We start from the raw sequence: 15,027 nt of genomic DNA, 5'->3' as shown, positions 1-15,027 counted from the left end.
GGAGAAGGACTCATGCAAAGCCAGCGCCATCTCGTGCTCTCCGAACGCATAGCGTCGAAGTGGTTGCGCGTGCATTCAGCGCTCATCCTGTTCTTCCTGATCGCGCCCATTCTGGCCATCGTGCCGCTGTCGTTCAACACCGGTTCGTACTTCTCTTATCCGATGCAAGGCTTCTCGCTGCATTGGTACGCCAAAGCGCTCGGCAGCAGCGACTGGCAACGTGCGTTCTTCAACAGTATCGGCATAGGCGCCGCGTCCACGGTGCTTGCCACCTGCCTCGGCACGCTCGCGGCGCTGGGCCTGAGCCGCGCGAACTTTCCGTTTCGCGCGGTCATCATGCCGCTGCTCATCTCGCCGATGATCATCCCCATCGTGGTCGTTGCCGCCGGGTTCTATCTGGTCTTCGCCCCGCTCGGTCTGGTCAACTCCTACGTGGGCGTGGTGCTTGCGCATGCTGCGCTCGGCACGCCGTTCGTGGTGATCACCGTGACGGCGTCCCTGCTCTCGTTTGACCAGAGTCTCATTCGTGCGGCGTCGGGACTCGGGGCGACTCCATGGATCGCCTTTCGGCGCGTCACGTTGCCGTTGATCGCGCCGGCCGTGGCGACAGGCAGCGTCTTTGCGTTTGCCACCTCGTTCGATGAAGTCATCGTGATTCTTTTTATCGGCGGCCCGGATCAGCGAACCGTTCCACGGCAGATGTGGAGCGGCATTCGCGATTCCATCGATCCGTCGATACTCGCTGTCGCCACCATGCTGATCCTCTTTGCGGTGGCGCTGTTCACCAGCATCAACTGGCTTCGCGGACGCAGCGCCGCAGCGGCGTTGCCGGGAAGCTGAAGGCTTCAAGGGAGCGGGTGTTTGTCTTTTATCGCTAGTGACGATCGCGTCGGCAGGAGACCCGACGCATGACGCCGCTTGATTAAACATTAAAGGAGAGCAGCATGCTGGCAACAGAACGGGAAGCGTTTGAGCTGGACGGCGCCGCCGTCTTGCGCGGAGTGTTCAAGGACTGGGTTGAGCCTCTGCGCGCGGGCGTCGAATATAACGCCACTCATCCGGGACCTTCGTTCAGGAACTACACGCCCGAGAAAACGACCGGCCGCTTCTTCGGCGACTACTGCAACTGGCAGCGCATCGAGCCGTTCAAGGATTTCGTCGAGCACAGTCCGGCTGCATCGGTGGCTCAGGCTTTGATGGGCTCGCAGCGTGCACGCATCTTTCACGAACATGTGCTGGTGAAGGAAGCCGGCGCGGCGAAGCTCACGCCATGGCATCACGATGAGCCCTACTACTGCGTGAGCGCCGAGCAAGCGGTCAGTCTATGGATTCCACTCGATCCGGTGCCGCGTGAGACATGCGTTGAATTCGTGGCCGGGTCGCACAAATGGGGAAAGCTGTTCCGTCCGCGCAAGTTCAGCGGCGTGGCGTATGACCATAAATCGGATCGGCTGGAAGAGATGCCGGACATCGATGCAAACCGGGATGCTTATCGGATCCTCGGCTGGGATCTGGAGCCGGGAGACGCCATCGCGTTTGACTTTCATACGGTGCATGGCGCGCCGGGTAATGTTGGGGGCCAGCAGTCGCGGCGAGTCGTGTCGTTCCGGTGGCTCGGCGATGGCGCGCACTACGTGGATCGGGGCGGCGAGACGTCACCGCCGTATCCGGAGCTGGTTGGCAGGCTTGCTTCCGGTGATCCACTGCCCGAAGGGGAGTTTCCGTTTATTGTTTAGGTTCCGGGTCTTATCCAAGTAGCACTGTCTTTCTTTAGCAACACAGGCTTTGTAACCGGGTTCGTCCGGCGTCCTGGGGCGCTCAATCTCAGGCTGAATTCGCCGGCGATACCCGTTTGAAAGCCTTAGTAAAAGCCCTTTGTTGTCTGACGTCATTTGATATTAAATCCACGCTCAACTAAACCAAAGCGGCCTCGGCTGCAGTCTCTGATCATATTAACGACTAATAAGCGCAAAAATCAGAAATCCGCAGAAGATATTACTGGTGTAAACGTTGATGTCGCGCATGTTGCACGAGATAAGTCATCTGACATACGATGCGCTCAGATCACCAACATACCTTTCCGCTGCGAAAGTTGCGCCTTGTCATCGAACCCGAATGGGTCGGATGAAGAACGCCGAACGCGCACGCAGCGACCGCAGCCGTCCGAGCGGCTGACAAAACAAAAACCGGAGACAACCGACATGGCAATCAAACTGAGAGGGCTGCGCTGGTGGATGATCGGCCTGCTGACCCTCGGCACGGTCATGAACTATCTGGCGCGCAGTTCGCTGAGCGTCGCCGCTCCCACGGTCATGCAGGACCTGCACGTCAGCACCGCCCAGTACGGCTGGATTACCGGCGCGTTCTTCGTGATGTACCCGCTTGGCGGTCCGGTGACGGGCTACCTGATGGACCGGATCGGCCTGCGCTTCGGCTTCCTGATCTGCGGCGTCGCATGGTCGGTGGTGTGTATCGCCCATGGTTTTGCAAGCGGCTGGGTCGGCCTTTTCGTGCTGCGTGGTTTGCTCGGGCTGGCCGAGGCATCGTTCATTCCAGCCGGCATGCGCATGGCCGCGTTCTGGTTCCCCGCACGTGAACGCGGGTTGGCGGCAGGCATCTTCAACATCGGCACATCGATTGGCGCCATCGCCGCGCCGCCGCTGATCGCCTGGTCGATCCTCAAGTACAACTGGGAGATGGCCTTCGTCATCGCAGGCTGCCTTGGCCTCGTATGGGCAGTGCTGTGGATCGTGTTCTACCGGCACCCGAGCGAGCACAAGGCGCTCACTGCAACGGAAGCGGCGTACATCGTTGAAGGTGAGCACGCCGAACTCTCCGACAACGGCGCCAAACCCAACCTGCGCGCGATCTTCAGGCAACGCAACTTCTGGGGCATCGCGCTGCCGCGCTTTTTCGCCGATCCGGTGTGGACCACGCTCGTGTTCTGGATGCCCCTCTACCTGCATCAGGCACGCGGCTTCGACCTCAAGGCCATTGCCATGACAGCGTGGCTGCCGTTCGTGGCGGCGGACGTGGGCTGCCTGATGGGCGGATCGATTTCGCTGTTCCTCAACAAGCGCTTCAACATTGCCGTGATCAACGGCAAGCGCATTGTCTTCACGATCGGCGCGTTGATCATGATCTCCATGGCAGGCGTGGGCTATGTAAAAGACCCGGGGATGGCAATCTTCCTGCTGTGCCTCGGCGGCTTCGCGCACCAGACGCTTTCCGTCGCGGTCATTTCGATGTCCGCCGACCTCTTCCCGCGTCGTGAAGTGGCAACCGTCACGGGCTTCGCGGGACTGTCAGCGGGGCTCGGCAACCTGATCTTCACGCTTGTGATCGGCGGGCTGGTCGCGACCATCGGCTATGCACCGTTCTTCGTCGCGCTCGGCTTCGGCGACCTGATCGGCGTCGCCCTGCTCTGGACGCTGGTGCGGCCTGCGCTGGTCAATCGCAGCACGGAGGCCAACCTTCCGAGTCCGGCCGGTGCCTAGCGCGTGGTCACGGTGCGTTGTGATGCGCGAAGCGAAGCGCGCATCGCACCGGCTCGACGCCCGTCTTGAACGCCGCGCTTAGCCACATCTGCGCGAAATTGCCCACAGTAATGAGCCGGCTGCACTGGCCGGTGAGACCCTCGTCATGAACAACATGCAACCCGAAACACTGGCGGTCGAACGCCTCGAAGCCGCGGATCAGGCACCTTGCGAAGTAGGCGAAAGCCCGGTCTGGCGGGAACAGGAACAAGCGTTGTATTGGGTCGATATCCCCGCCCGCAAGATCGCTCGATTGGTCGTGGGCGAGGTCAAGCGCACCGAGTGGCGCTTGCCCGAAAAAGTGGCCTGCATCACCTTCGACCGTCACGGCATCGTGCTCGCCGGATGCGAGTCGGGACTCTTCGCGGTTACGCTGCCGGCTGCGCATGAAGCGAGTGTACGCAAGCTCGCGGCACCGGTTTTTCCGCTGCCGGGCATGCGCTTCAACGACGGCCGCTGCGATCGTCAAGGCCGCTTCTGGGCCGGCACGATGGTCCAGGAAATGGCTGCCGCCAACCCGGCCGGCTCGCTGTACCGATACGACATCGACGGCACTCTGTCCGCGTCCATTGTCGATGGGCTGATCGTGCAGAACGGACTCGCCTGGTCGCCGCAAGGCACGACGATGTATCTCTCCGATTCGCATCCGGCGCGCAGGCTCGTCTGGGCGTTCGACTACGACGTCGATACCGGCGAACCGCGTAACCGTCGCGTCTTTGCCGACCTGAACCAGTTTGCGGGCCGCCCGGACGGCGCGGCTGTCGACACCAACGGCTGCTACTGGACCTGCGCCAACGACGCGGGTCTGTTGCTGCGTTTCACGCCTGACGGCCGCCTGGACCGAAGCATTGCGCTGCCGGTCACGAAACCCTCGATGTGCACGTTTGGCGGCCGCGAACTCGACACGCTCTTTGTTACATCGATTCGTCCGGCGAGCAACGCGAACGAACACGACGGTCATCTGCTTGCGGTGCGTCCGGGTGTCCGTGGTGCTCCGGAATCCGGTTACGGAGGAATTCTATAAGGATTACCGATGAATCTCCAGGCGATTCGGGAGACATCGCCTGAAAGTAGTGTGCCGTTGAGCAATTTCGTTATGCAAGCAGGAAAAGCCCGCGACGTTGCTGGCCACGTCGCAATCATTCACACAACAAGAGGAAATAAGACATGCAGTCACGCCACACGAAAAAAGCCGTCAACAAAGCGGTCAACAAAGCCGTATTGATCAGCCTCGCTACCCTCGCCTCGCCGGTCTTCGCTCAAAACAGCGTGACGCTGTACGGTATTGTCGATGACTCCATGTCCTACCAGAGCAGCCAGACGACGCTGGGTTCAAACAAGGGCGGACGTTCCAACATAAAAATGGCTTCCGGTATCTGGGCAGGCAGCCGCTTCGGCCTCAAGGGCTCGGAAGACCTGGGCGGCGGCACCAAGACCATCTTCCAGCTGGAGTCGGGTTTTAACGCGGCGTCGGGCGCCCAGCAATACACGAACGCCATGTTCGGCCGGCAGGCATGGGTCGGCTTGACGAATCCGGTCTACGGTACGTTCACCGCCGGCCGTCAATACACGTCCTACTACACGCTGCTTTCGCCCTATAGCCCGACGAACTGGCTTACCGGCGCGTTCGGTGCCCATCCGGGCGACCTCGACGAAATGGACACGATCTATCGCGCCAATAATTCGCTCGTGTACACGTCGCCCAAACTGTTCGGCTTCACTGCCAGCGGTTCGTATTCGTTTGCCGGCGTTCCAGGCAGCGTGAACCAGGGCTCGACATGGAGCGGTGCGCTCCAGTACCTCAACGGCCCGTTCGGAATTGCCGCGGGTATCACGCGGATCAACAACTCGACCCCGGGCGGCGGTGCTTTTGGTACGGACTCCACCACCAATTCCGCGGGCCAGTCGGGCGTATCGGCGATCACGAACGGATATCAGACCGCGCAGGCGCAGCAGCGAATTGCCGTGACGAGCGGTTATACGTTCACGCAGACGCTGGATATCTCCTTGTCGTACTCGAACGTGCAGTACATCCCCGGTATCAACTCGAGCTTCAAGACCACGGCGATCTTCAATACGGGCGGCGCGGTGCTGCACTGGAAGGCATTGCCGCTGCTCGACCTGGCTACCGGCTACAGCTATACGCGTGCGACGAAAGCCAACGGCATCACCAGCTCCGCGCAGTACCAACAGTTCAACCTGTCCGAATACTATTCGCTCTCCAAACGCACCGGCCTCTATGCATTGCAGGCCTATCAGCGCGCGAACGGAAAGACACTCGGAACGGCTGGCGCGAGCAGCATCATCAACGCGACCGCGACGGTTGGCGACGGCTATCAATCCGCGCCGTCCTCATCTCCCAGCCAGTTTGCTGCGGGTGTCGGCATCATCCATCGGTTCTGATTTGACGCGGCAACGCGGTGCACTTCTTAGGCAGTGCGCCGCGTCCAAGTGACGTACGACTCTGATAAGTACTCGTCGCGCATGCTTCGGCAAGTGCCCGGTCCAACTCGTTCAACTCAGTCGCCATTGGCCCGGCGACAGGCTAACGCCACTTGCTGCGCAGCGTAGCCCTTCTCGATTCCCTGCATTTTGTCTTCGACGCAAGGCGAACGCGCAGTTCAACACTGGCATCTCGTTCTCATTCGCCGCGGATTGTCATGCGGCGGCGCAAAAAAACGTCGATCGGCATTATTTTCCCTAAGCCAGATTGCCTCTTGCCGCCTCGGTCTTCCTCCCGATGTTTTCCGCCTGACCCGCTACCAGTCCTGGCTTGGCTGGAGCGTCCGTCACACATGCGCCCTCTGTTTTCCCGATATCCGCCCAAGTCGCTCGGGCGTAACATCAGATTATTCGAGCAACGGACACATTTACCGGGATAATTACGGATCAGAAAAAAGCCAGTCGCGCCGATAACCAAGTACCTACCTATATTGCGCATGCCATGGCGTTTAGTGAACCGAGGTTGCCGTTTTTCAAATGGCTAGTAGGATCCGCTCAAGACCTGAGCGCAGATAATCGACAGATATTGCTGTCAAACCTGTTCACCAGGACGGCGTCCATCGCGATGGCGTCAGTGTGCGAGATCAGCGTTTGCGCCACCGCCTATTATCTTTATCCGAACGTGGGCTACGCGTTATGGACGCTCGGCGTGATCGCACTCCTGATCGTGCGGCTGTCTCTGATCGCCATCTGTTGCAAGCGCAGCGAGCGCAACGAGCCCACGCCGACATCGCTGTTCCTGCTCGCCAGCATCCTGTGGAGCGCGCTTCTCGGACTCGGCGCCCTGCTGTGCAATATCAGCGGAGACCAGACGCTTTTCCTGCTAGGCAACGTTTGCGCGGTTGGCGTGGTGGGCGGGCTGGCCGGCCGCAACGCAGGCGTACCCCGGCTCGTCCTGATCCAGATCTCGGTCATCTTTACCCTGCTTGCAATTGGCGCCGCGCTGTCCCCGTCTTCTGGAAAAATCGTCTTGCTGTTCCAGGCGCCGTTTTGCGCTGCCGGCTTTTTCACGGTCGCTATCCGCAGCAACAAGGACACCGTAGCGCTACTGCTCGCGCAGGAAACCAGCAACCGCCTCGCCCGTCACGACAGCCTCACGGGCCTGCCGAATCGCGCCCGCATCAGCGAACTCCTGCTGAACCGTACCGATACCGAGCCGGCGGTCAGGCCCGGGTCCTTCGCGGTGCTTCTCATCGATCTCGATGGTTTCAAGGCAATCAACGACAGCCTCGGGCACGCCGCCGGCGACCTGGTGCTTCAGGAATCCGCCAAGCGCTTGCGAGCGGTGTTGCGCCAAGGGGACGTTGTCGGCCGTCTGGCGGGCGATGAATTCGTCGCCATCTCCAGCGACGCCGCCATCAGCGAAGAGGTCCGGCTGCTGGCGGATCAGATCGTGAAAACCCTGGCGCGTCCATTCGTGCTTAACGAGGCGCTGGTGCGGATTGGCGCAAGCGTCGGAATCTCGCAGTATCCCGAACATGGGGAAACGGGGCCACAACTGTTGATATGCGCCGACCGCGCGTTGTACGCAGTCAAGCGCAGCGGCAAGAGCGCCTTTGCCGTATTCGATGCCAAGGCGCACGCCTCCGACGACAGCCTGAGCCTGCTGCGAAGCGACCTGGAAGGCGCGCTTCAATCATTCGGCAGCGGCTTGCGGATGGAATATCAGCCGATCGTCAATCTGGCCAGCGGGCTCGTCACCGGCCGGGAAGCACTAGTCCGGTGGACCCATCCCACGCGAGGCGAGTTGCCGCCCACGACCTTCGTTCCCATTGCAGAGCGGACGGGCCTGATCCTGCCGCTGGGTGAATGGGTGCTCCGGCGCTCCTGCACGGAAGCGGCCCGCTGGCGAGAGCCGGTGGTCGTGGCGGTGAACGTGTCGCCGGTGCAATTGCGGGAAGATTCATTCGCGGACCTGGTTGCGGCGGTCATGCAGGAGTCGGGGTTGCCGCCTTCGCGGCTGAACATCGAGGTCACGGAAACCGTGCTCATGACCGACGATGTCCCGACCCGGCGCAACGTTGAAAAACTTCGCGCGATGGGTATCGGACTCGCGCTCGACGATTTCGGAACGGGCTTTTCCACGCTGTCCAATCTATGCCGCTTTTCGTTCGACACGCTGAAGATCGACAGCTCGTTTGTGCGCGAAGCCATTCATCGGCGGGAGTCGGCGGCGGTGATTCGCGGCATCGTGGCGCTAGCCCATGAGCTGGGCATTCCCACTACGGCAGAAGGCATCGAAACGCACGAGCAACTGAGCTTTGTCCGGGCCTCCGGATGTACCAGCGCGCAGGGCTTTTTCCTCGGCCGCTCGGAACGAGCGGACGGCATTTCGCAAATCTGAGCGGTCGGTGGCCTGCCGGAAATTCCCGCGATCCAGCCTGGTTTTTCATATACTTTATCGCCGACGCCGGCAAGTCGGAGCGCAAGTCTTTAAGCCTGCGCGCAGCTCATTTTGCCCCTGCATCCAGAACGATGACGAGGTTGATGATGAATGGCAAGGTCTTAATCTCTGGTGCCGGCGTCGCCGGCCTGGCGCTGGCTTACTGGCTCGATCGCGAGGGATTCACTACCACGCTGGTTGAGCGCTCCTCGGAATTTCGCCGAGGCGGCCAGGCTGTCGACATCCGTGGTGTCGCGCTCGATGTGGTCAACGCAATGAAATTGCTTGACGACGCACGCGCATTGCGGACACAGCTCAAGGGCATGTCGATGCTCGACGCCGACGGCAACGAGACGCAACGTACCGAAGAACGCACCTTCAGTGCCGGCCGGCTCGACAGCGATGACATTGAAATTTTCCGCGATGATCTTTGCGAACTTCTGATGGGCGCGATGAGCGGCCGTGTCGAATTCATCTACGACGACAGCATTCGCTCGATCGATGATCAGGGTGATCGCGTGGTGGTGACATTCGCATCCGGCCTGGACAGGCAATTCGATCTGCTGATTGGCGCTGACGGAATCTACTCCAACGTCCGCAAGCAATGTTTCGACGATGAACCCACGGTTGTCGCTCCGTTGGGAGTGGTGCTCGCTCTTTTTTCGACGCCCAACCTGATTGGTCTGATCGATTGGCAACTCGGGCATCGCGAGGGCGGCGTCGGCTACGTCATCTATCCAAGCCACGACAAGCGCGAACTCCGGATTGGCGTTGGTTTCGCGATACCCGAGCCCGCGGTGGCGCGAGGCGATACGGAAGCGCAAAAGCGACTGGTGGCTGGCCAGTGTGCTCATTTGAAAGGCGATTTCCCCCGCTTCATCGACGCGATGAAAGTGACCGATCAGTTTTACTACAACGAGCTTGCACAGATCCGCATGCCGTCGTGGTCTAAAGGCCGCGTCGTGCTTGCCGGTGACGCGGCGCACTGTGCGTCGCCATTCTCGGGTCAAGGCACGAGCCTCGCACTCGTCGGCGCTTTTGTGCTGGTTCGCGAGTTGGTCCGGAACTGGGATCATCCGGCGCAAGCCTTTGCCGCATACGAACATCGCGTGCGGCCGTATGTGAATCTGAATCAGGCACTTGTCGACCTTAGCCGCGAAGGCCCCGTGCCCGATGATTTGATGACCGAGGCGAAGAACGGTATTGACCTTGGGGATTTGCTCACCGAGTTGGTGTAGCCGTCGAGGATCCGTCATGGCCGCTGCCTTTTCGTCTTCCTTTTCCTTTTCCGCTAAACAACGTCTGCAAGAGATGTTCAGTGAGATGGCAATTAAAAAGGATGCCTTATTGATCTCCCATTACTATCATCCAGATTTCTTGCTGGAAACCAACGGACAGAAACAGCACTACACAGCGGCCTCACAACTTCATGCGTGCGCAAACCAACGAATAAAACGATGCCCCGATCAAGCGGCATTCGCGATCTGGTACAACTGCACCAACGCCAAAATGCTTTTTTGCCTCAGCCACAGGTCGCTTTCGTTAGAATCTGTTTTCGATCATCATATTCGTCTGTAACCGGAGACAAACGTGCCAGGCCTACTTCCCGATGTCGACCGCGAGGGACTCCTCGAATATTCAGTCGTATACACCGACCGATCAATCAATCATATGTCGCAGCTCTTTCAAGGAGTCGTGCGCGATATTTCCGATTCCCTGAAAAAAGTCTACAACGCGAAGTCGGCCGTTGTCGTCCCGGGCAGCGGGACTTTCGGCATGGAAGCCGTTGCCCGGCAGTTTGCGACGAACAGGAAGTGTCTGGTCATCCGCAATGGCTGGTTCAGTTTTCGCTGGTCGCAGATTTTCGACATGGGCGGCATTCCGTCTGAATCGATCGTGCTGAAGGCGCGTCCGGTCGAACCAGGGAGGCAGGCGGCCTATGCACCGCCGCCGATCGAAGATGTGGTCACGGCGATCAGGGAAAACAAGCCGGATCTGGTCTTTGCACCGCATGTCGAAACTGCATCCGGGATCATGCTGCCGGACGCTTATTTGCGCGCGGTGGCCGACGCTGTGCATGCCGTCGGCGGCATGTTTGTACTGGATTGCATCGCTTCCGGCACGGTCTGGGTCGATATGAACGAGTGCGGCGTGGACGTCCTGATCAGCGCGCCGCAAAAGGGATGGAGCGCGTCACCGTGCTGCGGGCTGGTCATGCTTAGCCCGCTCGCCCGCGAAAGAATCGACGCAACGACCAGCACCAGTTTCGCTTGCGATCTTCGCAAATGGCTGCAAATCATGGAAGCCTACGAGAACGGCGGGTTCGCGTACCACGCCACGATGCCCACGGACGGTCTCGCGACGCTGCGTGACGTCATGAAAGAGACCGATGCATACGGCTTCGATAAAGTGAGAGCGGAGCAACTCGAACTCGGCAAGCGCGTCCGCTCACTTCTCGCTGACAAGGGTTTCAAGAGTGTGGCGGCGGAAGGTTTTGAAGCTCCGGGCGTTGTAGTCAGCTACACGGACGACGACGGAATACGATCCGGCAAGAAGTTCGCTGATGCCGGCTTGCAGATCGCGCCCGGCGTTCCCCTTCAATGCGATGAGCCTGCAGATTTCAAGACCTTCCGCATCGGATTATTCGGCTTGGACAAACTGCGAGACGTCGAGGGGGCAGTGGACAGGCTCGCGAAGGCGCTGGACCGTATTCTTTAGAGCGGGTTTTGTTTTGCGGAGGATGGGCGTAATGCTCGTCCTCGCGACCGCTCACCGATCAGGACGCGTCGTCAGGCGCCGCGCCTGGGAACAGCGACAGGCGCAGTCCGATGAGCGCATGCAGCGCACCTTTGCGCCGCCTGTAGCCAGGCGCATCAGGGTCGGCCGCAAAGTCAGCAATGATCCGCGCTATGGCGGCATCGACGTCGGCCGCAAGAGTCGACGGTACGCTTTGGCGCTCGCCGGATTCGAGGCATCGTTCATAGTGCGATCGCACTTCGTCAAGCACACGATTCAATACGACCGGCAACTCTCCAGAAAACTTGCCCGAGAGTCTGCGCAGGTCGAGTGTATTGAGCGCAATGCGCATGTCGCGCAGGCTTTCAGTGGACGGGTGCTTGTAGTCGTCGCTCGGCGCCACGCGCGGAATCAACTGCACGAGCCGGTCGAGCATGCGTGCGTTCAGATCGCGTTGCTGATCCATCGATAGAGCGGTCCCGCTTAAAACGACATCCTTCCAGCTGGACCGGGTCAGTCGTGCCGTCGCCGCATCCGTTCCGAACGGGCGGATGACCCCTGTCATCACCGAAGCGAAAATCACGCCGGCCAGCCCCGCGAGATTGGCATTCAGGAAGTTCAGGATGTTGGCGTCATAGGCGTTGTCGATACCGAGAAAGGTCGCGGTCGTCAACGCTACGAGCGTCGAAATCAACGCCCATTTCGGACGTGGCATCAACAGCCCAAGCGGAACAAACAGGAACGAGAAGAAAATGACCAGCAAAGGGAAATCCTGGCCACTCGGCAACACGACAAACAGATAGAACGCCGAAATAACGACGCCCATCGCCGCGCACTTCAGGAAAGTAATCATCATGGGCACGGGTTCGTCCAGCGCGGCGAAAAAGCAGACGCCGATAGCGCCCAACGACACCGCTGCCGCACCTTCCTGCCATCCCGAAGCAATCCACAGGCACGACGAAACGAAGATGACCAGCGCCGCCGAGCTGGCGGAGAACAAAGCAAGACCCCGGTCGAAAAAAGCGTGCTGCGCGCCGAGCCGCCAATGACGAAACCGCGGCCGCCAGGCCCCTCTTCCGTGAACGATGTTAAGGCGTAAAGTCCGGCAATCGACCCACAGATCGACCATTTGCCGCAAGCGCCAGAGCGCGCTGGATAACAATGCCGCCTGCCATGTCGTCGGTTCGTTGCGCGCCGGATCCAGTTGCGCAATACGCTTTCGCAATAGCGGCGCCTCGCGCTCGGGGTCGTCGCTGAGCGGCGCGTCCATCCAGCGCCCGATATCGCGCAGCAGTTCGCCTAAGCCCGCAGGAATGTCGGGGCCCGATTTCTGCGCGGCCGCGAGCACGTCTGCGAGCGCTGCGGTGATGGGCAGTATCAGTTGCATCCGGCCTTGCAGTTCCTCGCTGCGAGCGAGAATTACCGGACTGACGTGATCGTAGGCCAACTGGCTCAACAGGAATTCGAAGCCTCGGACACTCGAGGCCATCTTCTGCCGGCTTCCCGAAACGAGCGCACCAGCGACCCGGCCCGCCAGCGACTCGTTCGCGTAGAGAGCGGCGTCCCGAAACCACGAGTCCGTTCGCTCGATCAGTGTCGGCGCGAGCCGGCTCGGGAAAAAAACGCTGCCGACGATGCTCGCGCAGACGATGCCAAGCGTAATCTCTTCGGTTCGCGCCACGGCCACATCGAAGATGCTCAACGGATTCGACAGTGCCGGCAGAGCAATGACAGACAGCGAATAACTGGCGAGCAGAAAAACGTAATTGCGTGCGGCTCGCGTCAAGATCGAAATGTAGACGAACACGCCTGTCCATAGCGCTATCAGCGCGCTCAACAGATAAGGGGTCTCCGCGAAAGGCGGCACGAGGGCGATGGAGGCGAGTGCGCCAAGCACAGTGCCGATCACGCGATAAAGCGCCTTCGACCGGGTCGCACCGACAAACGGGTTCGACACAATATAGACCGATGCCAGCGCCCAGTACGGTCTCGGAAGGTCGAAGTAGAACGCGATGTAAAGCGCGAGCATCCCTGCGAAGAAGGTCTTTAGCGAAAAAGTCCAGTCACGCAGCGAAGGGAAATTCATCGGAGAATATCGCTTGGGAGATCAGTCTGTCGCCCGGCAGCTCGGCCGGCTCGCAGTGCTACGACCAACAGTGTGCTGCGTTTCGCCAAAACCTGCCTGGTCGATCACTTATGACCGGGTGCGCGTGGAACGATCCGAGGATGTGCAACTCGCCAGCTAGAGTCGACAACGATTCAGTGCACATGCCATCGCCGCCTAAAATCTTCGCCCGCAATCCGAGTTGCACCGCCTGCTTAGCCAGTGCCCCCCCGTCGCGTCAGTATCACCGTACATGATCACATCGGGATTTTCGGCTTTGATCTTTGTTAGCACCGCGCGACTTGAGCGACTGCGGCCGGATCAGCATGTCATATTCCAATTGCGAGGTGAATCTGTTCAATCACGCACACCCAACGCTCAGTCTTTCATTCCGGCTCTGACTCTTCCCATCAGTCGCTCAACCCAGATACGTAGTAGTTTGTTCGACAGCACCATCGGCACTGAATAAGCGATCACTCGGTAAACGTCGTTACGTCGTACCTTGGATACCTTTTCCGGATCCAGCCAATCATCGTTGTTCACAAGGAGCAATAGCGTCTTCAGCCCGATGAGGATTGGCCATACGCAGGCAAGCCGCAGTCGAACGGAAGACGCGGGAATAGCGAGCGTGTATTCGAGGGCTTCACGGAAGTGATCGAGAGTCCTGTGGACCAGTTCGAACATAAGCGGGCGGGCACGAAGCGAAGCGTTCGGTAGCAACAGGTCTTCCGGACGCAAGCCGGATCGATCAAGCATCGTGGCGGGAAGGTAACAGCGCCCGATGCGCAAATCTTTGCCGCAGTCCCGCAAGACATTTGTCATCTGCAGCGCTTTTCCGAAACGAATGCCGCGGTCCAACATCGTTTCAGGGCCTCCATCAAATGTTCCCGGCACGTGCGCGTAAGTCATCTGTGTCCAGAATTCCCCAACGCATCCCGCGACCATATAGGTGTATAGATCGAGTTCGTCCAATTCCTGAAGCGCAACGATTTGCCCGGAATATTCGTTGGGGAAAGTACGCAGGTCAAATTCCATGCCCTTTGTGAGGGTAGTGACAATCCCACGTACCGCTTGCCGATCTGACTCGCTCAGTTGAGACAGCACCGTCAGCGCCGCACCGAGCGACTCAAGCAAAACCTTTTCGTCGGACTGCGTCTGCTGACCAGCCATTTCTACAGCAATACGAGCCAGCGCTCCTTCGTCAGAGGCGCCATTGACCTGTCTGCGAAGCGACAGGAGCAGATCCAGCCGTTGCCCCGGCGGCACGATCGAAGTATCCGCGATCGTGTCTGCCGCGCGTGCCAGGAGATACGCGATGCCAATCGGATCTCGCATGCCAGCGGGCAATACGCGCAGAGTGAGATAGAAGGAACGTGAAACACCTTTCAGTAACGGACCGAGAAGGACGGCTCTAGCAGGATTGCGCATTGATCGGATCAGGTCGTTGTTGGACGAATCGGGTAGCTCTTTATTGTATCCGGCAATACGGGCCACTCGACCGGCTCGAAGGAATGAACGACTGCTATCCCCTGAAAGCGGCGGACGTTGCGAGCTTGGTCCAGAGTCCGCAGCGGGTCGACTTCTTCCGAACAACGACCGACAAGGATCACTTCGCTCTCACGCAAGCAAACGTCCTCCATCTGAATCCGCCACAGGACTTGTACGCCTTCCCTCGCTGAAGCGTGATGCCTCCGAGGCATCACGCAAGCCATCAATCGGCATTGGCATAAACCACATCGATTTCCGATAGTACGGGCATTGCAGCG

Annotated in this window: 11 protein-coding genes and 1 pseudogene; 9 read left to right on the top strand and 3 right to left on the bottom strand. The window is 59.6% G+C overall.

What is annotated here, in order from left to right; genetic code table 11:
* Positions 1–12 precede the first annotated feature (12 nt).
* From ACSOSP_RS28735 to ACSOSP_RS28695, 9 genes are all read left to right on the top strand, one after another.
* Complete coding sequence (locus ACSOSP_RS28735) at positions 13–840, top strand: ABC transporter permease (RefSeq protein WP_455311837.1); 828 nt, start codon at positions 13–15, stop codon at positions 838–840.
* Between the two features lie 104 nt (positions 841–944).
* A complete protein-coding gene (locus ACSOSP_RS28730) occupies positions 945–1,736 on the top strand; it encodes a phytanoyl-CoA dioxygenase family protein (protein ID WP_455311836.1) in 792 nt (263 codons plus the stop codon).
* Positions 1,737–2,201: 465 nt separating this feature from the next.
* Positions 2,202–3,497 (top strand): MFS transporter, encoded by a 1,296-nt coding sequence (locus ACSOSP_RS28725; protein WP_455311835.1) that lies wholly within the window; start codon positions 2,202–2,204, stop codon positions 3,495–3,497.
* 154 nt (positions 3,498–3,651) lie between these two features.
* On the top strand, positions 3,652–4,560 hold the full coding sequence (locus ACSOSP_RS28720; RefSeq protein WP_455313700.1) for an SMP-30/gluconolactonase/LRE family protein: 909 nt from the start codon (positions 3,652–3,654) through the stop codon (positions 4,558–4,560).
* A 143-nt stretch (positions 4,561–4,703) separates the two neighbouring features.
* Positions 4,704–5,939 (top strand): porin, encoded by a 1,236-nt coding sequence (locus ACSOSP_RS28715; RefSeq protein WP_455311834.1) that lies wholly within the window; start codon positions 4,704–4,706, stop codon positions 5,937–5,939.
* A 541-nt stretch (positions 5,940–6,480) separates the two neighbouring features.
* On the top strand, positions 6,481–8,382 hold the full coding sequence (locus ACSOSP_RS28710; protein WP_455311833.1) for a putative bifunctional diguanylate cyclase/phosphodiesterase: 1,902 nt from the start codon (positions 6,481–6,483) through the stop codon (positions 8,380–8,382).
* 143 nt (positions 8,383–8,525) lie between these two features.
* A complete protein-coding gene (locus tag ACSOSP_RS28705; protein WP_455311832.1) occupies positions 8,526–9,659 on the top strand; it encodes an FAD-dependent monooxygenase in 1,134 nt (377 codons plus the stop codon).
* A 16-nt stretch (positions 9,660–9,675) separates the two neighbouring features.
* Positions 9,676–9,999: a hypothetical protein gene (locus tag ACSOSP_RS28700; RefSeq protein ID WP_455311831.1), complete on the top strand. Its 324-nt coding sequence runs from the start codon at positions 9,676–9,678 to the stop codon at positions 9,997–9,999.
* A gap of 12 nt (positions 10,000–10,011) precedes the next feature.
* Positions 10,012–11,139 (top strand): aminotransferase class V-fold PLP-dependent enzyme, encoded by a 1,128-nt coding sequence (locus ACSOSP_RS28695; RefSeq protein WP_455311830.1) that lies wholly within the window; start codon positions 10,012–10,014, stop codon positions 11,137–11,139.
* Between the two features lie 58 nt (positions 11,140–11,197).
* Here the strand turns inward: ACSOSP_RS28695 and ACSOSP_RS28690 are convergent, their stop codons facing one another.
* The 3 genes and pseudogenes from ACSOSP_RS28690 to ACSOSP_RS28680 all read right to left on the bottom strand — a co-directional run bounded on the left by ACSOSP_RS28690 (position 11,198) and on the right by ACSOSP_RS28680 (position 14,689).
* Complete coding sequence (locus ACSOSP_RS28690) at positions 11,198–13,243, bottom strand: FUSC family protein (RefSeq protein WP_455311829.1); 2,046 nt, start codon at positions 13,241–13,243, stop codon at positions 11,198–11,200.
* A gap of 148 nt (positions 13,244–13,391) precedes the next feature.
* Positions 13,392–13,561: pseudogene (locus ACSOSP_RS28685) on the bottom strand (branched-chain amino acid ABC transporter substrate-binding protein); the annotation flags it as partial.
* Between the two features lie 78 nt (positions 13,562–13,639).
* On the bottom strand, positions 13,640–14,689 hold the full coding sequence (locus ACSOSP_RS28680; protein ID WP_455313699.1) for a phytoene/squalene synthase family protein: 1,050 nt from the start codon (positions 14,687–14,689) through the stop codon (positions 13,640–13,642).
* Positions 14,690–15,027: the final 338 nt, after the last annotated feature.

The sequence above is a fragment of the Caballeronia sp. KNU42 genome (assembly GCF_053760385.1).
This window is presented reverse-complemented; position numbering and strand designations above follow the sequence as displayed.

Excerpts from the sequence above, each read along its gene's own strand:
- ACSOSP_RS28720 (WP_455313700.1), top strand. The coding sequence starts at position 3,652 with ATGCAACCCGAAACACTGGCGGTCGAACGCCTCGAAGCCGCGGATCAG.
- ACSOSP_RS28690 (WP_455311829.1), bottom strand. The coding sequence starts at position 13,243 with ATGAATTTCCCTTCGCTGCGTGACTGGACTTTTTCGCTAAAGACCTTC.
- ACSOSP_RS28700 (WP_455311831.1), top strand. The coding sequence starts at position 9,676 with ATGGCCGCTGCCTTTTCGTCTTCCTTTTCCTTTTCCGCTAAACAACGT.
- ACSOSP_RS28730 (WP_455311836.1), top strand. The coding sequence starts at position 945 with ATGCTGGCAACAGAACGGGAAGCGTTTGAGCTGGACGGCGCCGCCGTC.
- ACSOSP_RS28680 (WP_455313699.1), bottom strand. The coding sequence starts at position 14,689 with ATGCGCAATCCTGCTAGAGCCGTCCTTCTCGGTCCGTTACTGAAAGGT.
- ACSOSP_RS28725 (WP_455311835.1), top strand. The coding sequence starts at position 2,202 with ATGGCAATCAAACTGAGAGGGCTGCGCTGGTGGATGATCGGCCTGCTG.
- ACSOSP_RS28705 (WP_455311832.1), top strand. The coding sequence starts at position 8,526 with ATGATGAATGGCAAGGTCTTAATCTCTGGTGCCGGCGTCGCCGGCCTG.
- ACSOSP_RS28710 (WP_455311833.1), top strand. The coding sequence starts at position 6,481 with ATGGCGTTTAGTGAACCGAGGTTGCCGTTTTTCAAATGGCTAGTAGGA.
- ACSOSP_RS28715 (WP_455311834.1), top strand. The coding sequence starts at position 4,704 with ATGCAGTCACGCCACACGAAAAAAGCCGTCAACAAAGCGGTCAACAAA.
- ACSOSP_RS28735 (WP_455311837.1), top strand. The coding sequence starts at position 13 with ATGCAAAGCCAGCGCCATCTCGTGCTCTCCGAACGCATAGCGTCGAAG.